Genomic DNA, 25725 nt, shown 5'->3' with positions numbered 1-25725 from the left:
TTCATGCGCTGGCCGTTAAGATCGGGCTTGAGGAATCTCTTTCATGGAAGCCACGACCATCGCCGCGCGCCGCACTGAGGACATCGCGCTCGACCTTCTGAAGTTCATCGCCGCGCAGACGCACATGGGAGCCAAGGGCCCGGGTGCGACCGGCTTTGCCGCCGCTCCGTCGACGAAGCCTGAGGACCAGGTCGCGCAGCTGCTGGAGCTGTATACGCGCTGCCGCCGGGCCGTGGAAGCTCCCGCAAAGTAAGTGACGGACAACAATCCACTCCGCGTCGCGGTCGTCGGAGCCGGAGCGTTCGGCCGCAATCACCTCCGCGTCTACAAGGAGCTGGAGCAGGCGGGCGAGCGCGTGCGTCTGGTCGGCGTCGTCGACCGCGATGCACGCGTTGCTTCCGAGGCGGCTGAGAAGTTCGGCGTGCCGGCGTTTGAGTCCATCGCAGCGTGCCTTGCTGCGACGAAGGTGGATGCGGCGTCGGTCTGCGTTCCGACGGTGCACCATCGTGCGGCGGCTGAAGAGCTGATCGCCGCTGGCGTGGACGTGCTGGTCGAGAAGCCGCTGGCTCATAGCCTCGGAGATGCAGATGCGATCCTCGCATTGGCTCGCGAGCGTGGGCGCGTCGTGCAGGTCGGGCATCTCGAACGGTTCAATCCGGCGGTGACGGCGGCGCGGAGATTCCTGAACCGCCCGATGTTCTTCGAGTCGCATCGGCTGAGTGTCTTCACTCCGCGGTCGCTCGATGTGGACGTGGTGCTGGACCTGATGATCCACGATCTTGACATCGTGCTCTCGCTTGTCTCGTCGCCGATCAGAGAGGTGCGGGCGGTGGGGCTGCCGGTGCTCTCGCCGAAGGTCGATATTGCGAATGTCCGGGTTGAGTTTGAGTCGGGGTGCGTGGCGAACTTCACGGCCAGCCGGGTTTCGACGGAGCGGGTGCGGAAGCTCAGGTTCTTTCAGCCGCATCAGTATCTGTCGCTCGATTTTGCGCGGCAGGATTTGCTGATGATCGACGTCACTGCCGCCGCCGGGATGGACCCGGGGAAGCTGGCGGCGATGGCGGAGCTGCTGAAGGTTGCGGGCGAGCATCCTTCGGCTGGGTTGTCGCTGAACAAGGTGCAGGTAGAGCAGGGGGAGCCGCTGCGGCTGGAGATCGCGGCGTTCCTTTCGGCTGTTCGCGAGCGTTCGCGTCCGGTGGTCTCGGGCGAGGACGGACGGGCGGCGCTCGCGCTGGCGCTCGAGATCAACGTGGCGATCCATGCTCATGCTGAGCGGGCCGGGTTGAAGATCTAGGGCCGTCCCCTCCCCCCGGCACTATTTTGTGCAAGGTCTTCGAAGATAAGGAGTTATGTTGGTACTTTGGTAGTGAAGTATTGATTTTGTTGGGTTGATGCCTGCAAAGTATTCATTTTTCTTGCTTTAGCTTTAAAAAGGAAAGCCCCGGGTGGTTGGCCGGGGCTTTTTCCATCTATTTTCTATTATAGCTGGTTTTTCCGGGAAATCGGCAGCGTGGATGTCCTTTTAAATGTTGGAGATGCGGAAAAGTGGGGCTTGACAAAGGATTTTCGGCGCTGTTTGGGCTTGGGTGGGCCTACGGCAGTGCGGATGCGCCTTCGGCGCGGCGGATGGATGCCCGGGCTGAAGCCCGGGCCTACCTCAGAGGCAAGGGCAACGGCAAAAGCAGCGGCAAAAGCAACGGCAAAAGCAACGGCAAAAGCACGGCAAGGGCAACGGCAAAAGCAACGGCAAAAGCAACGGCAAAAGCAACGGCAAAAGCAACGGCAAAAGCAACGGCAAAAGCAGGTCCTTCGGCTTCACGCTTCGCTCAGAATGACACTTGAGAGCGCGATTGCATGGTGACTTCCGGCTGAGGTTGTGGAGCTTCGAGCAAAATGCGGGGGTTCTTCGCTTCGCTCAGAATGACGAGCGGGGGAGTAGCGGCGCTGATTGGGCTTGGGGTCGCTTCGCCTACGGCTTCGCTCCGGCCTACGGCAGTGCGGATGCGCCTTCGGCGCGGCGGATGGATGCCCGGGCTGAAGCCCGGGCCTACCTTAGAGGCAACGGCAACCGCAACGACAACGACAACGACAACGGCAACGACAACGGCAACGACAACGGCAACGGCAACGGCAGAGGCAGGCAAACCAAGTCTGGTGACTAGAATGGTCTGCACGATGCAGACGGGTGGCGGGGTGCGGGTGGGGCGGGATTTGACGGAGACCGGCAGGGTGGCGGGGCTTCGTCGGCAGCAGGCGGTTACGTTGTTGCTGCTGTTTCTGGCGGGAATCGTGAACTTTCTCGACCGCTCGTCGTTGTCGATTGCGAACACGACCGTGCGGGCGGAGATGCATTTGAATGCGACGCAGATGGGGTGGCTGCTGTCGGCGTTTTCGTTTGCGTATGGGTTGGCGCAGCTTCCGCTGATCGGGCTGCTGGACCGGGTGGGGACGCGTGCGGTGCTGGGTGGTGGGCTGGTGGTGTGGTCGGCGGCGCAGATGCTGACGGGGTTTGTGCGGAGTTTGCCGGAGTTTCTTGTGCTGCGGGTGATGCTGGGGGCGGGGGAGGCTCCGTTCTATCCGTCGGGGATACGGTCGGTGCGGGAGTGGTTTAGCGCGGAGACGAGGGGGAGGGCGACGGCGGTGATGAGCACGTCGCAGACACTGGGGCTGTCGCTGGCGCCGCCGGCGCTGACGTGGATCATGCTCGCGATCGGGTGGCGAGGGATGTTTGTGGTGCTGGGGGCCGCGGGGCTGGTGGTGGCGGCGGCGTGGATTGTGCTGCATCGCGCGCGGCGCGATACGGAGTTTGCGGAGCCGGAGACTGAGCAGGTTGTGAGCGAGGCAACGGAGTCGGCTTGGAGGGTGCTGATTCGCCAGCGCGCGGTGTGGGGGATGATGCTGGGCTGGGGTGGCGTGAACTACACGGTGTGGCTGTACCTGGCGTGGCTGCCGTCGTATCTCGAGGAACAGAGGCACCTGTCGCTGGCGAAGAGCGGGTGGGTGGCGGCGTTGCCGTTTCTTGCGGGGGCGGTGGGGATGCTGACGAGCGGTGTGCTGGCGGACTGGCTGGCGAAGCGCGGCGCGCCGCTGACGACGATTCACCGGCGCATTGTTGTGGCGGGGATGGCGGCCTCGGCGGCGGGGACGTTTGTGGTGGCGCACAGTGCGTCGACGGCGCAGGCAGTGGCGGGGATCAGCGCGGCGCTGTTCTTCATTCACTTCGGCGGGACTTCGGGGTGGGGGTATGTGCAGGCGATCAGTCCGCTGCGGTATGTGGCTTCGCTGGGGGCGCTGCAGAACTTCGCGAGCTTCATGATCGCTTCGGCTGCGCCGGTGGTGACGGGATGGCTGCTCGATCGGACGCACTCGTTCACGATTGCGCTGGGGGTTTGCAGCGCGGTGACGCTTCTGGGCGCGCTGAGCTACGCGACGCTTGCGGCTCCGAGCGGCATGCGGATTGCGCAGAAGGGTTAGCGTTTCTCGCAGAGCGAGGGGTTGCGTGCGGTTTCGGATTTGAGGACGGGCTTGATGTCGAGGACGGGGGTGCCGTCGATGGTCTCGATGGCGTCGACGTGGAGGGTGAGGCCTTCGATGCGGAGGAGCGTCGCGCGGTGGAGGCCGATGGGGTTGGGGCGGTCGGGGGAGCGGGTGGCGAAGACTCCGGTGATGGGATTGCGAGGGTCGGAGCCGGGATGGACGCGGAGGGTGTCGCGGTCGGCGTCGTGGAGCCAGGTGAGGATCCAGATGTCTTGATTGGGCTCCAGGCCGTCGACGGCCTCGGCGTAGTCGGGGAGGATCTCGAGAGTGGCGGGGGGCGCGCCCTCGGCGGCCTGCCGCGGGGCGTTGGTGCGGTCGGTGAGGGTGGAGCGGATGCGGCCGATGGGGGTGAGGATCATTCTTGGGTGATGGTATCGCTTTATGGGGGTCGATTTAGCCCCCTTCGGCCCGCGTTTTGTCAATACAATGTCAGGGGGATGTGTCTCGCGGTTCTTATGCGGCACCTTCTATGTTGTCGGTGTGTTAGATCTACTGCTGGCTTGTTTGATTGTGGATATGGTTGTGGGCCCATGGTTTTCTCCAATTGGTTAGGAATAAACAGACCAAAATGGAGGCATTAAGGCGGCGGCTAAGTACGCTGCCTGACGGAAAACCATGGCCAATAAGACCAGTAAATTGTGGGCTCTCTTTTTAACCACCAGTTTTTTGCTTGCCGGAGTTGGGATTCTGGCCTGCGGAGACGGCAAGAACACATCGACGACGACCACCGGGCATGGGATGGCCACGGTCAGCATCAGCGATCCGGCGACCTGTGCGGGACCGAGCGGACCGTTTGCCCACGTCTATGTGACGATCACCGACGTGCAGGCGCATACGAGCGCGACGGCGGGAGATAACGACGCCGGATGGACGGACCTGACGCCCAATCTTGGAAAGCAGCCGAAGCAGATCGACCTGCTGGGACAGGCGGACAACAAGTGTTTTCTGGCGACGCTGGGAGACGCGCTGCAGCTGCAGGCGGGCAACTATCAGCAGATACGGCTGATTCTTGCGGACAATAGCGCGAATATTGCGAACAACCTGTGCCAGGGCTCGGCGAACTGCGTTGTACTGGGTACGGACAACAGCGTGCATACGCTGCTGCTCTCGAGCGAGGCGAAGACGGGAATCAAGATTCCTTCGGGGCAGATCGCTTCGGGGGGCTTCAATATAGGTGATGGTCAGACGAAGGATTTGAACATCGACTTCAGTACGTGCGAGTCGATTGTGCTGCAGGGCAACGGGCAGTATCGGCTGAAGCCGGTGCTCCATGCAGGCGAGGTGAGCACGACGTCGACCTCGATCAACGGCAAGGTTCTGGACAAGGCGACGGGTAACCCGGTGAGCGGCACGGTTGTGGTGGCTCTGGAGCAGAAGGACGCGGCGGGTATCGACCGCGTGGTGATGTCGACGCTGGCGAACACGGACGGGTCGTTTGTCTTCTGCCCGATTCCGGCGGGAACGTATGACGTGGTCATCGTGGGGGTGGATGCGAGCGGAGTTGCCTACCAGCCTTCGATCGTGACCGGGGTCGCCAATGGGCAGACAACGGGTAACGTGAGCCTGTATGCGTCGACTGCGGGGACGCAGGGCGGCGTGGCGCTGCAAGGGATCGTGACGTCGCAGAACAGCGCAACACCGGCCGCCGGCACGGTTGCGGATGTTGCGCTGAGCGCGCTCGAGACGGCTGGGACCTCGACGTTTACGATTCCGCTGCTTCCGACGGCGCAGCAGCACGCGCCGACGCTGGCGGTGGAGACGGCGGCACAGGCAAGCTGCCCGCAGAACACGGATTGCACGAGCTACACGATGGCGCTTCCGGCAGGCGGGCCGTATGTCGGGGTGTACTCGACGAGCGGGCCGGCGCTGGCGCTGAGCGCGCCGCTGGCGACGTACGTCGTCGACGGGCTGGCGTTTGTGCCTTCGTCGGGAGGCACGGCTAACTGCACACCGCCGGAGCAAAAGACGCAGGCGTATGCGCTGACGAATAACTTCTCGCTCACAGTCGGGACGTTGGCGTTTACGCAGTGCCAGTAAAGCAGTGAATGCAGGAACGGGCCGGGGTCGTGAGACTCCGGCCCTTTCTGTTTTGAGGGGGGCGCTAGTTGTTTTTCGGTTGCGAGAGGCTGAACCAGTTGCCGAAGGGTCTCGGCGGACTCGCCGCGTTCGGCGAAGCTGGATGTGGCGAAGTACCTGAAGTGAGGGCGGGCTACTTCATGGTCTCGACGTTGATTCCCTCGGGGATCTTGAGCTCGAACTGGTCGTCGTCGAAGTGGCCGTTGAGGGTGAGCTTGGTGACGGTGACGGTGAGGGAGTAGTGGTCGCGGGGCCGCTCGATGATGATCTTCGAGGGGAAGGGTATGTTGCCGTAGAACTGGTAGCTGCTGTAGTAGGCCTTGGTGACGACCTGCCCGTTGGTGTCGTAGATGTCCTGCTGGTAGGGGAGCAGGTCGGTGGAGTTGATGTGAATGACGCGGAGGGTGCGAACGATCTGTCCCTCGGGCATGGCGAGGATCTGGAGCGCGTAGGCGGGCTCCTCGATGAGGTCCTTCTTGTTCTTGCCGGACTCGATGACGCGGATGTCGGTGGTCATCGACATGATCTGGTCCTGCTCGGGCCCCTGGATAAACATGGAGTCGAAGAAGACGTCGGGGCGAAGGTTCTCAAGTCGGTTCTTGGACTGGGTGGTGACGGTGTTGGAGCCGACGATGGCGCGCTTGCGCGGGGGGATGAGGAGCTTGAAGTTATGGCCGTCGGAGACCATGTCGAGGGCCTGGGTTCGGACGACGGGGACGAGCAGGAGGACGCGCAGGAACTCCGGTTTGCGCATGAGGATGTAGCCGGCGAAGGAGAGGGTCTGGACCTCCTTGCCCTCAAGGCCGCCGCCAGTGGTGGCGGAGATCTCGACGCCAGCGTTGAAGGTCTGGACGGCCTCGTAGCGGCTGTCGAGCTGCTTGGCCATGGCATCCAAGGAGGTGCTGATGATGATGTCAGCGACGCGGGTCTTGGGAACGTAGCGGGTACGGGTAAGGCATCCTGTGAGCGCCGGTGCGATGCCGATCACTGCCAGCGCTAAGGCTTGTCTCATCTTCATTCGCACGAAGGTTAAGTATATCCGTCCGGGAGGTTTGGTTTTCTTGCTGTAGGTATTAGATGTTAGGGAAGGGGTTGGGGTTCCGGGAAAGTTGGAGTGGCAGGGTTGCCTGACTAGGCACGGTGAAATATAGGGTCCCATTCGACTTCGCTCAGGGCAGGCTTCTCCACTACGCGCGCGCTGCGGTCGAGATGACGTGTCGGAGGAATATCGCTCGAGTGGAGATGACGATTCACGACAGGTTAGTGTTGCTGGGCGTGGCGGTAGCTCTGGACGTTCTGGTTGTGCTCCTTGAGAGACGCGGCGAAGCGGCTGTGGCCGGCTGCGTCGGAGACGAAGTAGAGGTAGTCGGTCTGGGCAGGGTGCAGGGCGGCCTGGAAGGAGGCCATGCCGGGATTGCAGATGGGGCCCGGGGGCAGGCCGGGGTGCTTGTAGGTGTTGTAGGGCGAGGGTGAGGCGAGGTCGGAGGCGAAGATGGTTCCGCGCCAGCGATTGTCGAGCAGGGCGGCGTAGATGACCGTGGGGTCGGTGGCGAGGGGGATGTTTTTGGCGAGGCGGTTCTGGAAGACTCCGGAGACCAGCGGGCGCTCGGCGCCGACGGCGACCTCTTTTTCGATGAGCGAGGCCGTGATGACGGTGCGGTAGGCCTCAGGTCCCTGGAGGTTGAGCTGCTGGGCGGCCTGGCGGAAGCGGTGGACCATGGCGGTGAGGATGGTGCCGGCGGGTGTGTGGCGGGCGAAGTGGTAGGTGTCGGGGAAGAGGAAGCCTTCGAGGGAGACGAGTGGGTGCTGGGGGTCTGCCCACTCGGCGATGAGCTCGGTATGGCGGCGCGCGGCGGCGAGGAAGTCGTCGCGCTGGCCGAGGCCCGCGTCCTGGATGGCCTGGGCGATGTCGAAGATGTTGTAGCCCTCGGGGATGGTGATGCCGATGGTGTAGATGTCGCCGTGGACGATGCGGCGGTAGACCTCGGTCATGGGGACGGGGTGGTCGAAGCGGTACTCGCCGGCCTTGAGGGTGCCTTTTTCGATGAGGCGCAAGCCCTCGAAGGCATAGCGGTTGCGGATGACGCCGGCCTTTTCGAGCTGGGAGGCCATGTCGGCGGTGGGGGTGTGGGGGGCGATCTCGACGAAGGTCTCGGTTGTCGGGCCGAAGGGGGTGGTGACGAGCCAGTAGGCGACTCCTGCGGCGATCAGGAGGAGGAGAAGAAGAGTGAGGAAGAACTTCACTGGTGGGAGGGCCCTCCGTACAGAAGTGTATTGTAGGACGGAGAAGATTCAGATTGCTTCGGTAGGGATCTGGGATATGAGTAAGCTGAAAGACCTCGCGTTGATGTATGCCGGGATGGCGAGCTATTGGGCGGTCTGGTTCTGGTGGCCGAAACGAGACCGTAAGGGTCTGACTTCGATGGAAGAATTTCGGTTTGTGGTTTGTCGGAGGGTTCGCTCTCATTGGCACGGCCTTTATTCTTGCTGGGATTTGATTTCACGAATCGGGGGCCTCAGAAGTGCGGTTCGAGCTTCGCTCGAATGCCCATCTTCGGCGCGATAAGACCGCGCCGAAGATGGGGCACCCGTCTGGTGGGGTGTGACAAATTTTGATGTTAGCGCCACAGCTCAGTTGAGCCATGAAGTGGGCTATAATGATCCAGGGAGAGCTGGCGATGATTGCACCGGAGTCGATTGCTGAGATTCTCGGGCTGGGGGCGTCGATCCGTACCGTGGGCGAACTGGAGTCTGCTGTATCGGCCGGTTTGCCGAAGCGTGCTCTGGAGCGGCTCTCCTATCGTCTGTATGCGGACCGACGTGTGGCGAGTGCGTACAAGTTCAAGGTAGTTCCGCAGGCGACGTGGAAGCGGCGCGCGAAGCGGCTCTCGGTGGAGGAGAGCGAGCGGACGGAGAGGCTGGCCCGGGTGCTGGCCGCGGCGGAGTATGTGTGGGACGACCGGGAGCAGGCCCGGGAGTGGATGAGCACGCCGCATCGCGAGCTCAACGGGGCGACTCCGCTCGAGGTCTCGCGAACGGAGCTTGGTGCGCGGCGGGTGGAAGACCTGCTGGATAAGCTCTACTTTGGGCTGCCGGTATAGATGATCGCGTATCGTATTGCCGATTCTCGGCACCCGATCTTCGACGCAACCGGCGCGATGCTGCATGGGGGCCGCTGGAACTCTGTTGGGGTGCGTGCCATCTATGCCGCCGAGACCTATGCTGGCGCTCTGCTTGAGGTGCTGGTACACGCCAATCTCTCGCAGCCGCCCAAGCACCACCGCGTGGTCCGCATCCATATCCCGGAGAAGACGAAGGTCGAGACGGTCTCGGCTGCCGACGTCTCAGGCTGGGACGCTGAGGACATGGCGGCCTCGCGGGGTTTTGGCGACCGGTGGGTTCGGGAGAATCGAACTGCGGTTCTGAGGGTGCCGAGCTTAGTCACCCTGGGCCGCGAGAACAATATTGTGTTCAATCCGTTGCATCCGCAGTTTGCCGTGATTCGTGCCGAGGATCCGGAGCCGGTTCACTGGGATGCGCGGCTCTTCCGATAGACTTTGCGGGCTTACACTCATAGTGATGCAGGAAGAGCAGTTTCAGCACGAGGGTGAGGGTGCGGGAGAGCCTCTGCCGGGAGGCATGGGTCCGTCGCGGGTGTTGGGGTTCGATGTGGGGGACCGCCGGATCGGGGTGGCGGTGTCGGACCCGCTGGGGTATACGGCGCAGCCGCTGCTGACGATTCACCGGACTCGTCTGCGGGAGGATATGAAGTCCGTCGGGCGGCTGCTGCGGCGGCATGGGGTGGAGGAGGTTGTGGTGGGGAATCCTCTCTATATGTCAGGGGATGTGAGCCCGCAGGCGTTGAAGGCGCAGGCGTTCGCCGAGGAGCTGCGGGCGCAGTTCGGCGTGGTGGTTCACCTTTGGGATGAGCGACTTACGACGACGCAGGCGCACCGGCACCTGGATGAGGCAGGCCACGGAGGGCGGCAAGAAAGGAAAGGAATCATCGACCAGGTGGCTGCGATGTTGATTCTACAGTCGTTTCTGGACGCTCGGAGCCGGGGCGGGGTCTGAGGCGAACGGGATTTCGGCCTCCGGCGTCGTATAATCGTACTTTCACCCCCATGTGCGCGTTTTTGCCACTGGAGGGTATTCCTGTGGCTAAGAAGGCCACAGGGGCGCAATGTTTCCACAGGGCGCAATGTTTAAGGAACGGGGAAGGCCCCAATGCCACAACAGATCATGAAGCGGCTGCAAGAGGAGATCAAGCAGCTAGAGTACGAGCTGACGACCGAGCTTCCGGCCGAGATTAAGAAGGCGGTCGCGCTAGGCGACCTGAGCGAGAACGCCGAGTACCACATGGCCAAGCAGCGGCAGGTGTTTGTGAACGCGCGGCTGGGCCAGCTGAAGAAGCGCATGGGCGAGCTGGCGCTGGTGAACCTGACGAACATCCCACACGACAAGGTCGGCTTTGGCGCGACGGTGACGGTGTTCGACAGCTCGAAGGATGAGGAGATCGTCTACAAGCTGGTGACGAGCGAAGAGTCGGACGTGGCCAAGGGGCTGATCTCGACGACATCGCCGATCGGGCGCGCGCTGCTGGGCAAGAAGGAAGGGGACACGACGACGGTGGTGACTCCGAACGGCAAGCGCGAGCTGGAGATTCTGAAGCTGGTGACGATTCACGACGCTACGGAGTAAGGATGAGCTTCAGTGTCCTGAAGAAGGTCGAATTGAAGGATCATCACTATCGTCCGGGGCGAACGAAGCACAGCTACACCGACGGAAAGACGGTGACTGAATTTCCGCCATTTGTTTCGTTGAAGATTGCTCAGTATCCCGGAGATTCAGGCTCTATCTCCTCCACATCCCAGAAAAGGGAATGGTTGCTGATACCTGGCATAAGGATATTGAGGAAGCTCTCCATCAAGCAGAGTATGAGTTTGATGTGAAGCCAGATGAGTGGCGGGACGTAAACGAGCAGTTCTGAACGCTGCGAGGATAGACTGGTAAACGGCAAGAAATGACCTGGACAAGTGCATTCGGACGAGGCAGCGGATGGCTGCTGCAGAAGATCGTGAACGGGCTTGCGCTCTCCCGCATCTCGCCGAACACGCTCACCTTCATCGGGCTGATCATCAATATTGTTGCGGCGCTGTTCTTCGGGTTTGCGCGCGGGGCGCATGCCAACCGTATGTTCTTTTATGCCGGGCTGATCATTATTGGCGCAGGCATCTTCGACATGGTGGACGGGCGGGTGGCGCGAGCGACGAACCAGGTCTCGGTGTTTGGAGCGTTCTTCGACTCGGTGATCGACCGCTACTCGGACGTAGCAATCTTCTTCGGGCTGCTGGTGTACTACGCGCGCGGGAACCGGCTGTTCTACGTGGGCCTGGTCGCCTTCGTGATGACGGCGTGCCTGATGGTGAGCTACACGCGGGCGCGCGCCGAGGCGCTGATCGGGACCTGCAAGGTGGGTTTCATGGAGCGACCTGAGAGGATCGTGTGCGTGATCCTGGGGGCGCTGTTTAATAAGTGGGGCGTGATGGCGGCGGCGCTGTGGGTTCTGGCGGTGATGTCAACCATTACGGTCATACACCGCATCCGATATACGTACGTTGAGACCGAGCGCAGGAAAGCTCTTCTGGTTCCGTAGCCTTTTTCCTGGGGCTGCATGAGCGGGATGAGCGGAGAGTACCGCGCAGGCGGAACAACGCACATCCCGAACCTGAAGGTTTCGATCAGCCATCGCCTGGTGCGCGACCTGATCCTGTGGTCGAAGCACCAGGGGGCGTGCTGGTTCGATATGGGCGGGTGACGGTGGGAGAGCCTGTGACGCATCCTCTGCACGGCGTGACGGTGTTCAAGCGGCACTTTACGCACAACCTGACGGTGGTGGGCGAGGAGTGGAGTCTGGAGCCGCATTCCTGCGCGGGCGAAGTTCGTGCGCTGGCTGGGAGGCCATGTGCGACGATCGACGGACGTGATGCTGCGGATGAGCAACGGTCGGCACTAGCCCGCGAAGGCGAGCCGGTGCGGCTACGACAGAATGCGCTGGAGAACGTTGGTCTTTGCGAGATCGAGGACCTCGTCGCCGCGACCGCTGAGGACGGACTTCGCTGCCCACAGGGAGAAGCCCTTTGCCTGCTCAAAGGTGATGGTCGGGGGCATGGAGAGCTCCTGGCGGTTGACGATGACCTCGACGAGCGCGGGACCGGGGGTGTCGATGAAAGCCTGGCGGAGCCCGGCTTCGAGGTCGTTGGGCTCCTCCACGCGCACGCCGTGGAGCCCGATGGCGCGGGCGATGCCGGCGAAGTCAGGGTTGTCGAGCTGGGTGCCGTAGTTGACGAAGCCGGCGGCCTTCATCTCGAGCTCTACGAAGGCGAGCGAGCTGTTGCTGAAGACGACGACTTTGACGGGAAGCTTGAGCTGGCGCAGGGTGATGAGATCTCCGAGCATCATCGCGATTCCTCCGTCGCCGGCCAGCGCGACGACCTGCCGCGAGCGGTGCGAGGCCTGCGCTCCGATGGCCTGGGCGACGGCGTTCGCCATCGAACCATGGACGAAGGACCCGAGCAGGCGACGGCGGCCGTTCATGGTTAGATAACGCGCCGCCCAGACGGTGGGGGTTCCGACGTCGCAGGTGAAGACAGCGTCGTCGGCCGCGATCTTGTCGATGAGACGGGCGACGTACTGGGGGTGGATGGGCGTCCGGTTGTTGTCGGGTTGTGCGAGCTCTTCGAGCCCCTCGCGGACCTTTTTGTAGTCACGGATGTGGGCGTCGAGGCGCGCCTCGTCGGTCTTCGGTGTGAGCATTGGGCGCAGCGCAGCCAACGTGTCGCGCACGCTACCGACGAGGCCCAGGTGCACGGTGGTGCGGCGGCCGATCTGCTCGCCGCGCATGTCCACCTGGATGACCTTCGCCTTCGGCGGGAAGAACTGCGTGTAGGGGAAGTCGGTGCCGAGCATCAGCAGGGTGTCGCAGCTCTCCATGGCGTGATAGCCGGAGCTGAAGCCGATGAGGCCGGTGAGGCCGACGTCGTAGGGGTTGTCGAACTCGATGTACTCCTTGCCGCGCAGCGCGTGCACGATGGGAGCCTTGAGGGCTGCTGCGGTGGCGACCAGCTCGGCGTGCGCGCCCTTGCATCCTGAGCCGGCGAGGATGGTGACCTTTTTGCCTTCGTTGATGATGGCGGCTGCTTTGTGCAGCTCCTGGTCGCTGGGGCGAAGGATGGTGTCGGGCGTGGCGATGGGGAGGACGGGCGCGTCGTTGACGGCCTCGTGGAGGAAGATCTCGCCGGGAATGACGAGCACGGCGACGGAGGACTGCGTGATGGCGGAGCGCATGGCGATCTCGAGCAGGCGCGGCATCTGCTCCGGGACGCTAACCATCTCGCAGTAACTGCTGCACTCGCGGAAGAGGTTCTGGGGATGCGTCTCCTGAAAGTAGCCGGTGCCGATCTCGTGCGAGGGGATGTGTGCCGCGATGGCGAGCACCGGCACGCGGCTGCGGTAGCAGTCGAAGAGGCCGTTGATGAAGTGCAGGTTGCCCGGGCCGCAGCTTCCGGCGCATACGGCGAGCGAGCCGGTGAGGTGCGCCTCGGCTCCGGCGGCAAAGGCGGCGACCTCTTCATGGCGGACGTGGGCCCACTCGATGCTGCCGTCCTTGCGGATGGCGTCGGTGAAGCCGTTGAGCGAGTCGCCGGGAAGGCCGTAGACGCGCTTGACGCCCGAGTTCTTCAGGCTCTCGACGATGATCTCTGCGATGGTCCTTGCCATGGTCTCTCCAGAAAAGGTCGGTGGGAGTTATTTGACTCGATGTATGCCCTGTGAGGAGGGAACACGTTCGTAGGGATGCTGTCGTTCCTTGAAGGTGTGATTCAGATACGCTTCTTTGGAAGGAGCGGCTCGGAGCTCGTCCCACTCCTCAGGAGTTACGTTGTCGTAGCGGTAGGTTCCGCGGGTGCCAGGATAGGTGATGGTGAGCGTACGGTGCTCGGAGTTGTCGCTGATGGCGGCGATGACGTTCGAAGGCATCGTGGATACGGTCTCTCCCTTGAGATGCGAGCTTCGGAGTTTCGTGACATTCTCTTGAACGGACGAGGCACAGCCAGCTTAAGCCAAGCTTAATATTTTTGAGAAATTTTGGCGTATAACCTATCTATTTTCAATATTTTAAACCCTCTATTCACGCTTCCGTAAAGGCCTTCTCACAAAGCCCCCCTAGTCTTCGAAACACCATGAGACATCTTGTTGGAGTTACCGGTGCGCTGGGGCTCGTGTGTTTTGCGCATGTGGCGGCATGCGCGCAGGGGCTCAAGACCGATGTCGGGGCGAAGCCGCCCAAGGCAAAACATGAGCCTTACTTCATCCATCCTGATCGGCTGCCGCTGATGACGATGATTCCGGCGCCGCCCGCGGAGGATTCGGTGACGACGAAGGCGGAGTTCGCGGAGCTTCACCGGATTCAGGAGGCGCGGACACCGGAGCAGGTGAAGGCGGCGCAGGACGACGATGCGGAAGAGGACATCTTCGTCTACCGGACGGTGCTTGGTCCCTCGTTCAACGCGCAGTCGCTGCCCCTGACGGCGGCGCTCTCGGCACATGTGCACGGTGACGAGCCTGTCGCGAGCAACGGCCTCAAGGAGCGCTTTGCGCGTCAGCGTCCCTACCAGGTGGACGCGACGCTGCACCCGGTGTGCAAGGTCACGACGCAGCACAACGCGTATCCCAGCGGCCACACGGTCTCGGGCTACATGCTTGCGCTGACGCTGGCGAAGATGGTTCCGGAGAAGAGTGCGGAGATTCTTGAGCGCGCGGACAACTATGCGCACAACCGTCTGGTCTGCGGTGTTCACACGTCCAGCGACCTCGAGGCGAGCCGCCGGATCGCCTACGTGGTCTTCGGCAGCATGACCGAGGAGCCGCGATTCCAGAGAGAGCTTGCAGCAGCACAGGCAGAGACGCGGAAAGCGCTGGGCCTGAATCCATAAGCCCGCCCTGATCGCTGCACAAACCACCACTTTTGTCCGAGCGGAACAACCACTCAATGTTTGGAGGCTTTGCGATGCATGGAATGAGTTTGCGAAGGATAGTTTCGCCGCTGCGGATGATTGCACTGGCGTTGATTTCTACCGCCACGATGGTGGCACAGCAGTCCGGCACGATCACCGGCAACGTGGCCGATACGATGGGGACGGGCATTCCGCACTCGACCGTCGTCTTCCGGAACGAGAGCACGAGCGCGGTGACGAAGATCTCCGGCGACGATACGGGGCACTTCACCTCGCCGGCACTGCCGGAAGGTAAGTACACGGTGGAGGCCTCGGCGGCGAACTTCGCGCTGACGACGAAGAAGGGCATCGCGGTCTCGGCCGACCATCCGGCACAGGTGGCGATGACGCTGAACGTCGGATCGGTGACGGATCAGATTACGGTGGAGGCGAACAACTCGAACTCGGTGGCGGCGCAGTACGCTCCGATGGACGGCCTGCTGGATGCGCGGAGCGCGCGCACGGAGGTGAACACGGCGTTCATCCAGAACTTCTCGTCGCCGGTGGCCGACTACACCGAGTTGATGCAGATGACGCCGGGCGTCTTCAGCATCAACTCGAACGGCGTGGGCCTGGGCGATGCGAAGATGTTCTTCCGCGGCTTCTCGGACGGTCTGTACGACATCACCTTCGACGGGATTCCGTGGAACGACACCAACACGCCCTCGCACCATTCGTGGGCATTCTTTCCGTCGCAGTGGCTTGGCGGCGTGGACTTCGATCGCAGCCCGGGAACGGCCTCGACGGTTGGGCCGACGCCGTTTGGCGGATCGGTCAACCTGCTGTCGAAGGACATGCTGGATGTACGCAACATCCGCGGTGGCATGAGCTATGGATCGTTCAACACGATCCTCGGCGATTTCGCCTTCGATTCGGGCAACTTCGGCGGTGAGAAGAAGCGCAACAACGTGCTGGTGGACGTTCACCACATGAGCTCGGACGGCTTCCAGACGTTGAATCGCCAGCAGCGCGACGCGGGCTCGCTGAAGTACCAGTACAAGTTCTCGGACACGAAGGTGCTGACGGGCTTTGCGGGCGTGATCTGGCTGGTCGCAAATACTCCGAACATCAAGGGACCGACGACGGCTCAGGTGGCGAAGTACGGATACAACTATCTGCTGCAGAACACCGATCCCACACAGCAGAACTACCAGGCGTACAACACCTACTGGGTCCCGACGGACTTTGAGTATGTGGGCTACAAGCAGCAGCTCGGCAAGGGATGGTATCTGGACACCAAGCCCTACACGTACAGCTACTACAACGCGCAGTACTACGCGACGCAGCCTTCGGGCGGCAAGCCGATCAACGCGGTGAACTGCGCGCCGGTCAAAGGCATACGTCCCTGCGCGATGGACAAGCTGAACAGCTACCGCAAGTATGGCGAGATTACGTCGCTGAGCAAGGTGTCGAAGTACGGCACCTTCCGCACCGGCATGTGGTACGAGTGGGCTGCGACGGACCGCTACCAGATTCCCTCGGACCCACTGACCCACACGGACGACGTTCTGCCGAACTTCCACGAGAAGTTCTGGACCAACAGCTATCAGCCGTTTGCCGAGTACGAGTATCATGCAACGCGTGCGCTGACGATCACCGGCGGCTTCAAGTGGGCGCACTACTCCCAGGACCTGAAGCAGTACGCCGACAATGGCAAGACGGTCGGCAATCTCGGCGGCGCTGCGTTCACGACGCACTCGGCGGGATACAACAGCTTCCTGCCCAGCGCGGATGCGAACTATCGCATCAAGCAGAACTGGAGCGTGTACGGACAGTACTCGACCGGATCGGTGATTCCGCCGAGCTCGGTGTTCGACGTGACAGGTGCAGTGGTCTCGACACTGCCGAAGCCGACCTATGCGAACAGCTTCCAGACAGGCACGGTGCTGAAGCTGCGGCGCGCAACGCTGAACGGCGACTACTACTACATCAACTTCCAGAACGTGTTTACGGCTTCGCCGGACCCCAACCAGCCGACGGCGACACAGTACACGCAGGCCGGCAACCAGGCAGCGAAGGGCTTTGAGGGCGAGGCGAACTTCTACCTCTACAAGGGCCTGAGCTTGTATGCCAACGGCACCGTGGGCACAACGAAGTATGTCTCGCAGACGGTGAGCGGCGTGGTAAACCCGAACTACAACAAGTGGGTGGCGAACACGCCCGGCAACACCCAGGGCCTGGGGCTTACCTATCAGCAGAAGTACCTGGACTTCGGCATCTTCAACAAGCGCGTCGGCTCGATGTGGAACGACGGCACCAGCGGAGGCTCGCTGATCGTCAACGGCACGAAGTTCAGCGGCATCACGCTGAACCAGTATGCACCCATCAACTCGTTCAACCTGACGAACCTGTTCTTCAACGTCACGATGCGTAAGGGTTCGTTCTTCGACCAAAGCAAGCTGCGGCTGAGCTTCAACAACGTGTTCGATCAGCGCGGCACAACCAGCCTGACGCCTGGCGTGAAGGCGAACGTTTACACGCCTGACCCGAGCGATACGCTAGGCCTGCTGGCCGGGCGCAGCGTGACGGTGTCGTTCGTGATCGGGCTTTCGCCGCGCAGGGAGTAGTGGATGCTGTAGGGCGAGGAGGAGCGGCTCAGGCTGCTCCTCTTCGCGTTTCGGGTTTAAGGTGGACACTCGTGTCATAACGACGGCGAGTGCGCAAGTTCACTACAATCGATCATGAATGAACTCTCCTATTCTCCTGATTCACGGCGGCGCGTGGGCGATGCCGGACGATGCGATTGCGGCCCATGAGGCTGGAATTGCGAATGCTCTTGCTGCCGGTTATGCGCTGCTGGAGCGAGGCGCGAGCGCCGTCGATGCGGTTGAGGCCGCGGTTGCGGTGATGGAGGACGATGAGGCCTTCGATGCGGGGCGCGGGTCGTTCCTGACGCGCGACGGTCGCGTGCAGCTCGACGCTCTGCTGATGAATGGCGCGAACCTTCGCACGGGCGGCGTGGCGTGCGTGGAGCGGCTGAAGAATCCGATCTGCGCGGCGCGACTGGTGCTGGACCACAGCCCGCATGTGTACTTCGTGGGGACCGGCGCGGAGCGGTTTGCGATGCAGCATGGCATGGCGCTGATCGACAACACGGAGCTGATCGTTCCGCGTGAGCGCGAGCGGCTGATGGCGTTTCAGGAGGCGGAGCTTGAGGGCGCGGTGGATACGACGTTCTCCGGGCCGGTGGGTCTGGACAAGGAGAAGGAAGACGTGACGCTGCTCTCGCACGACACGGTGGGCGCGGTTGCGCTCGATCAGCATGGGCACATCGCAGCGGGCACGAGCACGGGCGGGACGCTGTCGAAGGCTCCGGGGCGCGTGGGCGATTCGTCGCTGATCGGCTGCGGGTGTTATGCGGACGACGAGTCGGCGGCGGTCTCGTTGACGGGCTGGGGTGAGCCGATCATGAAGCTGGTGCTCGGCAAGTGGGCCGTGGATCGCGTGGCCGCGGGAGCGACTCCCGCGGAGGCGGCGCAGGCGGCGATCGACTATCTGTACGCGCGGCTTGGCGGGCACGGCGGGATGATTCTTCTGGATCGCAACGGTCGCGTCGGACTGGCGCACAACACACCGCGGATGGCGTGGGGCTTGCAGACGGCCGATGGTGTGCAGCTTGGCGTGACGCGGAATCCCTGAAACTCAATAGAATTGAGCCGTGATGGCGTCTGAACAGGAGCTTTTTCCGACCGGTGACGATGAGTCAGCACGTCGACGGCGATTGACGCCGGAAGAGGCGGATCGTCTGCCGCATGTGCATCGGCTGCTGCTGGGGCACTTCGGCGAGCCGAAGAGGCGCGAGCCTTGGGACCCGCTGTCACAGATGATCTATTCGCTGCTGGCCTCGCGGACGAAGACGGAGCTGACGTATGCCATTGTCCGCAATCTTCGCCATCGCTTCGGGACGTGGGAGAACCTGCGCGATGCTCCGCTCGGGGAGATCGAGGAGGCGATTCGCGACATCACGTTTCCGGAACAGAAGGCGCTCTACCTGAAGGCGGCGCTCGAGCAGATTACGGAGCGGTACGGCTCGCTGACACTGGACTTTCTGGCGCGGTATCGCACGGACAAGACTCGCGCGTGGCTGGAGCAGCTTCCCGGCGTCGGCAGGCAGGTAAGCGCGGCGATCGTGAACTTCTCCTCGCTGCGCCGGCGGGCGATCCCGGTGGATGCGCACCATCTTCGGGTGACGCAGCGGCTGGGGCTGACTCCGCGGGCCGATGCGGCGACGACGGAGGAGCGGCTGATGCGGCTGGTTCCGGAGACGTGGACGGCGGAGATGCTGGACGATCATCATCAGCTAATCAAGCAGCTGGGGCAGACGATCTGCACGTTCGCGGAGCCGAAGTGCAGGCAGTGTCCGTTAGTGAAGATCTGTCCGTATGGGCAGCGGCAGGTGGCGGCGAAGGAGTGAGGTTTTGAGCGACCTGCGAATCTTCCCTCTTGCAATCTGAATACGCATTCATGTAGAACATCGCGTCGCTTCGTTCGCCGTTCTGACGGTCACTGAAACCGGCAGCGGCAGGCTGCGGACAGGGGATGCGAACGTTATGCTAATGCGATTTCTACGGCCAGTTGCGCTTGCTTCGATCTGTGTGGGTGCTCTTCTCTTCCTTGTGACAGTGCTCGCGAGTTCGGGGCTGGCGCAGAACATCACTACGGCGCAGCTGAACGGCACAGTGCACGACCCGAGCGGCGCGGTTGTTCCGGGCGCGACGGTGACGGCCACGGATGCGTCGAAGGGCTTCAGCCGCTCGACGACAAGCGATGCCAGCGGCAACTACCAGCTGCTGCTGCTGCCGCCGGGAACGTATGTGGTGACGGCGACGGCTCCGGGATTCGCGAAGCTGACCTCGAGCAACGTGGTGCTGACGGTGGGCGAGCAGGCACAGCTGCTGCTGACGCTCTCGATCAGCGGCACCGAGGTGGTGAACGTGACCGCTGGGGCGGAGCTGATCGAGGCGCAGCGAAGTTCCCAGTCGACGACCGTGGACCAGGAGCGGATCCAGAACCTGCCGATCAACGGGCGTAATTACATCAACTTCACGCTGACGAACTCGCAGATCGCGCGCGATGCTGCGCCTGCGGTGGGAGCGATTCCGACGAGCGGGCTGAACTTCGGCGGCGTCAGGGCTCGGTCGAACTCGATCAACGTGGACGGCGCGGACGCGGGCGATTACACGTCGGGAGGCTCGCGCACGACGGTCTCGCAGGAGGCGGTGCAGGAGTTTCAGATTGTGACCAACGGCTTCTCGGCGATGTATGGGCGAGCCGCGGGCGGCGTGGTGAATATTGTGACCAAGTCGGGCACAAACGCGACGCACGCCAGTGCGTTTGGCTTTCTGCGTAACCGGTACATCCAGGCGACGAACCCGTTTTCGACGGTGTATCAGCCGGCGTATACGCGGGTGCAGGCTGGGTTTGCCGTCGGTGGACCGATCGTGAAGGACAAGACGTTTTACTTCTTCTCGACCGAGATCACGCGGCGGCAGGAGTCGGGTTTTTCGACGATTGGCCGCAATAACTTCGGGCTGACGAGCATCGATGTGAGCAGGTTCTACGGCGCGCCTGCGGGATCGCTGAGCGTGCAGGGGACGCAGGCGCAGAGGGCGTTTCTGACAGCTGCTCCGGCGGCGACTCCGGGGATTCAGCAGTACGTTGCGCTGGTGGGTTCGAGCTCGTCGCTGGCGACCACGGGCAGGAATCCGGCGTTTCTGCAGCCGACGATTGGGGCGAACCGATTTGTGACGTCGGGACAGGCGACTCCGGGATCGTATACGCCGCTGAACAGCCTGATTGGAAATTTTCCGATTACGGAGAAGACAGAGGTCTACTCGCTGCGGCTCGATCATAAGCTGACGGATCGGCAGCAGCTGATGCTGCGCTCGAGCGTGAGCCCGAGTCACATCACCGGCATTCAGGAGAATGCGGCGAACCAGAATCTGGGCGAGAACTCGTTCTCGCGTACGGCCTCGCAGAGCCTGCACGACTTCGCGATCGTCGGGCAGCACACGTATGTGATCAGCGCGAACAAGGTGAATGAGATTCGGTTTCAGTATGCGCGGCATCCGGTGCTGTTCGCGCCGTCGACGGCTCCGGGAGGTTCGGGTGTTGCGGTGAACATTCCGGGGTTTGCTTACTTCGGCAAGACTCCTTTTTCTGTCGTGGATCGCATCGAGAATCAGAACCAACTGCAGGACTACTTTACGTACACGCGCGGTCGCCACACGTTCAAGATGGGCGTCGATCTGCGCTACATCCCGATGAACTTCAAGCAGGGCGATCTGTATGGCGGCGGCGACTACACGTTTGCGGCGCTGAATGCGACGGATATCTCGCCGGCGCTGGCGGGTTTACCGGGCTTTTCGCCGATCCAGGTTTATGGACTTGGGATTCCGCAGTCGTTCGTGCAGGGCATCGGGCGGACGACGTACAAGTACAACCTGAAGGTGCTGGGCGCGTTTCTGGAGGACAGCTGGCGCGTGACGCAGAGGCTGACGCTGAACGCGGGGCTGCGCTACGACGTTGAGGCGTATCCGACGCAGGGCGCGCTGAACGCGAATACGTATGCGGCGGAGCGCGCATATGGGGTTCGCGAGGGAATCCGGCTGCAGGACACGAACTTTGCGCCGCGCGTTGGCTTGGCATACGACGTTCGCGGCGATGGGAAGACGGTGGTTCGGGGGAACTACGGCATCTTCTACGATCGCGCGCCAGGAAATCTGTCGGCGCAGTCGGCGGTCTTCAACTCGACGACGGTTCCGCTGGTGATCGTTGCGGGTGGAGCGCCTTGCACGGCGGCGAGCACGGTGAGTCCGCTGAACCTGAATGCGACGAGTGCGTTTCAGGGGTCGCTGACGAATGCGAACTGCCTTCCGGTCTCGAGCCTGAACTATCTTCCGGGCGAGCAGAGGTTCGATCAGAACAATACGAACTCGATCTTCGTGAACCAGAACTACCTGGCGACGGGCTTTCCGCTGGCGATTCTGCCTTCGGGTTTGCAGGCGGATCTGCACTACGTAACGCCTTATGTGCAGCAGATCTCATTCGGCGTGGAACAGGATCTGGGGCACAACATGTCGTTGAACATCGCGTACAACTCGACCGGCGGGCGGCGGCTGAACCGACCGATCAATGCGAACCCGGTGAATGCGGGGCTGTTGGTGAACAACTGGCGCGCCGCGGTTGCGGCGGTTCGGGCGGGAACGGCGTCGGTGCGTCCGGGAACTCCGGTGACCGCGGTTGCGGGGCCGACTTCGAATCCGCTGACGGTGGCGACGGCGAGCGGGACGATTCCTTGCGGCGTCGGGCCTGCGGGACCGTATGTTGCGCCGCCGCTTTTGAACTTCTTCCGCAAGTCGGGGCTGAATGCTTCGCTGGCTCCGTTTCTGGTGAGCCTGGGCGCGGGACAGTGCGTTGCGCTGGCGAGCCAGATTGCGGCGGCGAGCGGGCTGGGCGTTGGATTGCCGGTTCCGTTTGGGGATGTGAATCCGAACCGGACGAACGGCACGTCGAACTACAACGGGTTGAGCGTGAACTGGAAGAAGCGGTTCTCGGAGAAGTACGAGTTTCTGGCGAGCTACACGTGGTCGCACGCGATCGATGATTCGACGGACGTGGTTTCGACGTCGGATGCTCCACAGAACAACTTCAATCCGAACGCGGAGCGGTCGAACTCGACGTTCGACCAGAGGCACAGGTTTGTGCTGTCGGGCGTTTACAACTCGGGCCGCGTGGGCTCGGGCGGATTTATGAGCGCGGTGTTTTCGCAGATTACGGTTGCTCCGATCATCGAGTTCGCCTCGGGACGGCCGTTCAATATTCTGACGGGAACGGATACGAACTTTGACTTCAATCCGCTGACGGACAGGCCGAATGCTGTTGCTCCGGGGAGCGGGCCGACAAGTTGCGGGAACGCGCCGGTTCTGAGCAAGTACTCGCCGACGGGCGCGTTCAATCTGCCTTGCTACATCGATGTTCCGGCGGGTTCGCCGCCGTCGGCTTACACGGGCAATCTTTCGCGGAACATCGGGACGAAGCCTTATGTGGTGTTTACCGACCTGAGAATCGCGAAGGCGTTCCAGATGGGCGATAAGGTCTCGCTGCAGGTGATGGCGGACGGTTTCAACCTGATCAACAAGAACAACACGCTGGATGTGAATCTGCTCTATACAGCTGCGGGGCAGGAGACGGCGGCGAGCGATCCTCGGCAGTTCCAGTTTGGGGCTCGGCTGTCGTTCTGACAACTCCCCCGGGGGTGAATCGATAAGTGGCCTGTTATCTGCAGTTTGCTCGATTTCGATAAGCTAAAATATTGCATCGAAATGGGTTAATGGTCAAAATATTGATTTCAAATGAGATAGCCCCGGCTTTGGAGCCGGGGCTATGTGCTTTATTTTGAGATTAATTAAAGAATAGCAGATTAGAGGGGGTAAATCGGCACATTATATTTCTTTTGTTTTGATGGAGTTAGGCAGTTTTGGGGCTTGACAAGATTTTTGCGGGCCGTGCCCTTAAGCAAAACAGCCTCTCCGCGAGGAGTATTTGGGGAGCTGGGTTTTGGTGGCGGTGCAAGCAGTGTGAACTACTGAGATTCCTCGCTGCGCTCAGAATGACGGATGCGCACAGAAAAAGTACCACATTCCTATGCATTGGCTTGCAGTTGGGAGGGAAGGGCATTTCGTAGATAGAGGAAGGGCGATCGAGGTAAGTGAAGAGGGAGCGTGAGTAACGTCTGAGCGATGGATGATAACTTTTCCGGCAGTAGGATTGCTCTTATCACGGGCATCCGTAAGTATTCCCTTCCTCGGCCCCTCGTTCCCAACGTTTCTTACGGAAATCTCTTTCCCAAAGGAACCCTAAATGCTGAAGAGACTGGCAGCTTTTCTCTTTCTTTGTCTCGTGGGTCTTACGCTTCCCTCCAGGGCAGATACCATTGGACCGATTTGCGGCTCATGTTACGGCTCAAGCTATACGTTGAGCTACACCACGACCGCTGACCCAAACATCTTCGACGTCTTCCTGCAAGTGGACACAACCGACTACAACCAGGGAGCGACGGATGTACTGAACGCAGTTGCACTCAAGCTGGTCTCCAACGCATCGAGCATCAGTTCGGTCACGCTGATTGGAGCGCCGATTCCCACCGGCTTCGGCACCACGGTAGAGACCGGGCTCAATGCAAATGGCTGTGCGGGAGGCAGTAACGGGTTTTTTTGTTCGGCGTACAGCGACCCAGCCTCTGGGCTGCAGGTTGCGCACTCCGGCGACATCTACACGTTTGAATGGCAGCTTGCGCTGACTTCTGCGGCGGATCTGTTGACGGGTTCGGGAGCAGCCTCGGTGAAGGCGCTGTACCTGACGAGTGCTGGACAGCAGCATGGCATTACCTCGGAAGGCATCACGCTAACTCCTGGGGTGCCGCCGCCTCCGCCTGTCCCGGAGCCTTCGTCCCTGCTGTTGCTGGGGACCGGCATGGTTGGTGTCGCCACAACGATCCGCAGGAAGCTCGCAAGAAGCGTTTGAATTGAATTGGATCTTCCCGCTTAGGGACAGCACTGCCCCTCCGGGGTCGAATTTGGAGGGGCAGTCTTCTTTTTAAAACGCATTTTTGGGTGGAGATTCCGTTGCCAGTTTTTAGGGGCTATCTGTGGAAATAACAGAGGCTCAGTGACTTAAACGGGCGGGGTGGGGGTTTTTTCGAGGGGGCGAGCACAACTTGGCGGGGCGTATTGGTTCTCAAACTAATGATGAAAGGCGGTTTGCTCAGGTCGTGGGGCTTCGGAGTGTTGCTGGTGCTGGCGCTGGTGACTCCAGCGCGCGGGGATGTGGCGTTCCTGATGGAGGAGGCTGCGGATGTGCCGGGCGGGCGAGCAGGGTGTGGTGTTGAGCCGGTACCACAAGTTGGCGGGGTACGACTGGCTCGCGGTTCCGGTCGTGGCTTATCTGTATGCGGTGGATCGGGTCGACGAGATCCCGCTGGTGGCCGATGCGCGGCTGCGGGATGAGCTGCGGGACAGGTACAGGAGAGAGCACCTGGAGGCGATCGCTCCGGATGAGGCGACGGAGTATGGGGCCGCGGAGTCGCCGAAGGGGCGGTCTCCGAAGGGGGACTGTGTGCAGTTGGTGGGGGAGGCATACGACCGGAAGATCTACGGGTTCCAGATGGAGACGACGAGGGAGGAGGACAAGCGGTTTGTTGCGGCTTACAACGACCAGAGGAATGTGAGCCACTTCAACCTGTTCTTTCGTAACTGCGCGGATTTTTCGCGCGGGGTTCTGAACTTTTATTTTCCGAAGTCGGTGCATAGGGCGTGGGTGGTGGATATGGGGATGACGACACCGAAGCAGGTGGCGAAGTCGCTGACGAAGTATGCGAGGCGGCATCCGGAGGTGCGGTTTACGGTGTGGGAGATTCCGGAGGTTGCGGGGGAGATTCCGCGGAGCCATGGGGTGGATGGGGTAATGGAGTCGCTGGTGAAGTCGAAGAAGTATGTGGTTCCGCTTGGGGTGTTTTATCCGGAGTTTACGGCGGCGCTGGGGGTGACGTATCTGGTAGGTGGGAGGTTTTCGCCGCCGAAGGATGCGAGGGTGGTGCGGGTTCCGGGGGTGGCGGGTGTTGTGGCTGGTTTGGAGTGATGCGGCGTACGGGCGTTGGGGGATGTTTTTGGGGGCTCGAGATCTTCGGCGCTGATTTGAAGTTGGGTCGCTTCGTCCTTCGGACTTCGCTCCGGCTTACCGGCAGTGCGGTGCGCCGCTTCGCGGCGGGCTGTTAGAGGGCCAAGGCTGAAGCCTTGGCGTACCCAGAGGCAAAGACAGAGAGCAAGGGCAACGGCAAGGGCAAAGGCAAGGAGCAAGGAGCAAGGAGCAAGGAGCAAGGAGCAAGGCAAAGGCAAAATGCAGGTCCTTCGACTCCGCTGCGCTTCGCTCAGGATGACAAGGTTTAGTGGATTGGTGATGGGGTTCGCGCTTCGCGCGAATGAACCCACATCTCAAAAGCGAGATGTGGGCACCCGCATCCTTTCCCCGCATCCTTTCCCCGCATCCTTTCCCCGCATCC

Annotated in this window: 25 protein-coding genes; 20 read left to right on the top strand and 5 right to left on the bottom strand. The window is 61.7% G+C overall.

The annotated features are described in order from the left end of the window. Positions 1-43 precede the first annotated feature (43 nt). From Q363_RS01240 to Q363_RS01220, 5 genes are all read left to right on the top strand, one after another. Positions 44-253: a hypothetical protein gene (locus Q363_RS01240; RefSeq protein ID WP_035347192.1), complete on the top strand. Its 210-nt coding sequence runs from the start codon at positions 44-46 to the stop codon at positions 251-253. Then, positions 254-1294 carry a Gfo/Idh/MocA family protein gene (locus Q363_RS01235; protein ID WP_035347190.1) on the top strand — a complete coding sequence of 347 codons (1041 nt, stop codon included), beginning with the start codon at positions 254-256 and terminating at the stop codon, positions 1292-1294. 251 nt (positions 1295-1545) lie between these two features. After that, positions 1546-1842, top strand: a complete 297-nt coding sequence (locus Q363_RS39960) for a hypothetical protein (protein WP_035347189.1) — start codon at positions 1546-1548, stop codon at positions 1840-1842. Beyond that, entirely contained in the window at positions 1839-2162 is a 324-nt protein-coding gene (locus Q363_RS01225; protein WP_157466454.1) for a hypothetical protein, read from the top strand. The genes Q363_RS39960 and Q363_RS01225 overlap by 4 nt, the downstream gene beginning before the upstream one ends. A gap of 1 nt (position 2163) precedes the next feature. Continuing rightward, positions 2164-3474 (top strand): MFS transporter, encoded by a 1311-nt coding sequence (locus tag Q363_RS01220; RefSeq protein WP_245631971.1) that lies wholly within the window; start codon positions 2164-2166, stop codon positions 3472-3474. Here Q363_RS01220 and tsaA read toward each other — a convergent pair. Next, the gene (gene tsaA / locus Q363_RS01215; RefSeq protein WP_035347187.1) at positions 3471-3896 is read right to left on the bottom strand and encodes a tRNA (N6-threonylcarbamoyladenosine(37)-N6)-methyltransferase TrmO; all 426 of its coding nucleotides are present in this window, start codon (positions 3894-3896) and stop codon (positions 3471-3473) included. The two genes, Q363_RS01220 and tsaA, sit on opposite strands and share 4 nt — an antisense overlap. Before the next feature lie 256 nt (positions 3897-4152). On the opposite strand from tsaA, the gene Q363_RS01210 reads away from it, so the two are divergent. Next, entirely contained in the window at positions 4153-5574 is a 1422-nt protein-coding gene (locus Q363_RS01210; RefSeq protein WP_245631970.1) for a DUF4382 domain-containing protein, read from the top strand. Between the two features lie 172 nt (positions 5575-5746). Here the strand turns inward: Q363_RS01210 and Q363_RS01205 are convergent, their stop codons facing one another. Together Q363_RS01205 and mltG are read right to left on the bottom strand one after the other, a co-directional pair. Continuing rightward, positions 5747-6625 carry a lipoprotein gene (locus Q363_RS01205; RefSeq protein ID WP_035347665.1) on the bottom strand — a complete coding sequence of 293 codons (879 nt, stop codon included), beginning with the start codon at positions 6623-6625 and terminating at the stop codon, positions 5747-5749. A gap of 248 nt (positions 6626-6873) precedes the next feature. Further along, positions 6874-7857, bottom strand: a complete 984-nt coding sequence (gene mltG / locus Q363_RS01200) for an endolytic transglycosylase MltG (RefSeq protein WP_035347186.1) — start codon at positions 7855-7857, stop codon at positions 6874-6876. Positions 7858-8255: 398 nt separating this feature from the next. Here mltG and Q363_RS01195 point away from each other — a divergent pair, with 398 nt between their 5' ends. From Q363_RS01195 to Q363_RS45280, 7 genes are all read left to right on the top strand, one after another. Then, positions 8256-8714 carry an antitoxin Xre/MbcA/ParS toxin-binding domain-containing protein gene (locus Q363_RS01195; protein ID WP_051978185.1) on the top strand — a complete coding sequence of 153 codons (459 nt, stop codon included), beginning with the start codon at positions 8256-8258 and terminating at the stop codon, positions 8712-8714. Then, on the top strand, positions 8715-9167 hold the full coding sequence (locus Q363_RS01190) for an RES family NAD+ phosphorylase (RefSeq protein ID WP_035347184.1): 453 nt from the start codon (positions 8715-8717) through the stop codon (positions 9165-9167). Beyond that, complete coding sequence (gene ruvX / locus Q363_RS01185) at positions 9148-9687, top strand: Holliday junction resolvase RuvX (RefSeq protein ID WP_245631969.1); 540 nt, start codon at positions 9148-9150, stop codon at positions 9685-9687. Before Q363_RS01190 ends, ruvX begins: the two co-directional genes overlap by 20 nt. Before the next feature lie 153 nt (positions 9688-9840). Next, a complete protein-coding gene (locus tag Q363_RS01180) occupies positions 9841-10314 on the top strand; it encodes a GreA/GreB family elongation factor (RefSeq protein WP_035347181.1) in 474 nt (157 codons plus the stop codon). 2 nt (positions 10315-10316) lie between these two features. Further along, entirely contained in the window at positions 10317-10565 is a 249-nt protein-coding gene (locus Q363_RS01175; RefSeq protein ID WP_035347180.1) for a hypothetical protein, read from the top strand. A 71-nt stretch (positions 10566-10636) separates the two neighbouring features. Beyond that, positions 10637-11269: a CDP-alcohol phosphatidyltransferase family protein gene (locus tag Q363_RS01170; RefSeq protein WP_035347178.1), complete on the top strand. Its 633-nt coding sequence runs from the start codon at positions 10637-10639 to the stop codon at positions 11267-11269. Positions 11270-11296: 27 nt separating this feature from the next. Further along, on the top strand, positions 11297-11431 hold the full coding sequence (locus tag Q363_RS45280) for a hypothetical protein (protein ID WP_281175957.1): 135 nt from the start codon (positions 11297-11299) through the stop codon (positions 11429-11431). Between the two features lie 221 nt (positions 11432-11652). On the opposite strand, the gene poxB is transcribed toward Q363_RS45280, so the two are convergent. Together poxB and Q363_RS01160 are read right to left on the bottom strand one after the other, a co-directional pair. Beyond that, complete coding sequence (poxB, locus tag Q363_RS01165; protein WP_035347176.1) at positions 11653-13392, bottom strand: ubiquinone-dependent pyruvate dehydrogenase; 1740 nt, start codon at positions 13390-13392, stop codon at positions 11653-11655. Between the two features lie 27 nt (positions 13393-13419). Further along, complete coding sequence (locus tag Q363_RS01160; protein ID WP_035347174.1) at positions 13420-13650, bottom strand: KTSC domain-containing protein; 231 nt, start codon at positions 13648-13650, stop codon at positions 13420-13422. A gap of 203 nt (positions 13651-13853) precedes the next feature. Here Q363_RS01160 and Q363_RS01155 point away from each other — a divergent pair, with 203 nt between their 5' ends. From Q363_RS01155 to Q363_RS01120, 7 genes are all read left to right on the top strand, one after another. Continuing rightward, positions 13854-14606, top strand: coding sequence for an acid phosphatase (locus Q363_RS01155; protein WP_051978175.1), 753 nt, complete (start codon positions 13854-13856; stop codon positions 14604-14606). A gap of 74 nt (positions 14607-14680) precedes the next feature. Beyond that, positions 14681-17233, top strand: a complete 2553-nt coding sequence (locus Q363_RS01150; RefSeq protein ID WP_084079886.1) for a TonB-dependent receptor — start codon at positions 14681-14683, stop codon at positions 17231-17233. Positions 17234-17351: 118 nt separating this feature from the next. Beyond that, the gene (locus Q363_RS01145; RefSeq protein WP_035347169.1) at positions 17352-18305 is read left to right on the top strand and encodes an isoaspartyl peptidase/L-asparaginase; all 954 of its coding nucleotides are present in this window, start codon (positions 17352-17354) and stop codon (positions 18303-18305) included. 22 nt (positions 18306-18327) lie between these two features. Continuing rightward, positions 18328-19080, top strand: coding sequence for an endonuclease III domain-containing protein (locus Q363_RS01140; RefSeq protein ID WP_051978173.1), 753 nt, complete (start codon positions 18328-18330; stop codon positions 19078-19080). A 136-nt stretch (positions 19081-19216) separates the two neighbouring features. Further along, the gene (locus tag Q363_RS01135) at positions 19217-22909 is read left to right on the top strand and encodes a TonB-dependent receptor (protein WP_157466452.1); all 3693 of its coding nucleotides are present in this window, start codon (positions 19217-19219) and stop codon (positions 22907-22909) included. Positions 22910-23528: 619 nt separating this feature from the next. Beyond that, positions 23529-24191, top strand: coding sequence for a PEP-CTERM sorting domain-containing protein (locus tag Q363_RS01125; RefSeq protein ID WP_035347164.1), 663 nt, complete (start codon positions 23529-23531; stop codon positions 24189-24191). Between the two features lie 330 nt (positions 24192-24521). Continuing rightward, entirely contained in the window at positions 24522-25304 is a 783-nt protein-coding gene (locus Q363_RS01120) for a hypothetical protein (protein ID WP_051978171.1), read from the top strand. The last annotated feature ends 421 nt before the right edge of the window (positions 25305-25725 follow it).

This window comes from Edaphobacter aggregans DSM 19364, assembly GCF_000745965.1.
GTDB classification, from domain to species: Bacteria; Acidobacteriota; Terriglobia; order Terriglobales; family Acidobacteriaceae; genus Edaphobacter; species Edaphobacter aggregans.
Note: the sequence above shows the minus strand (reverse complement) of the source record. Positions and strands in the feature narration are given on the sequence as shown.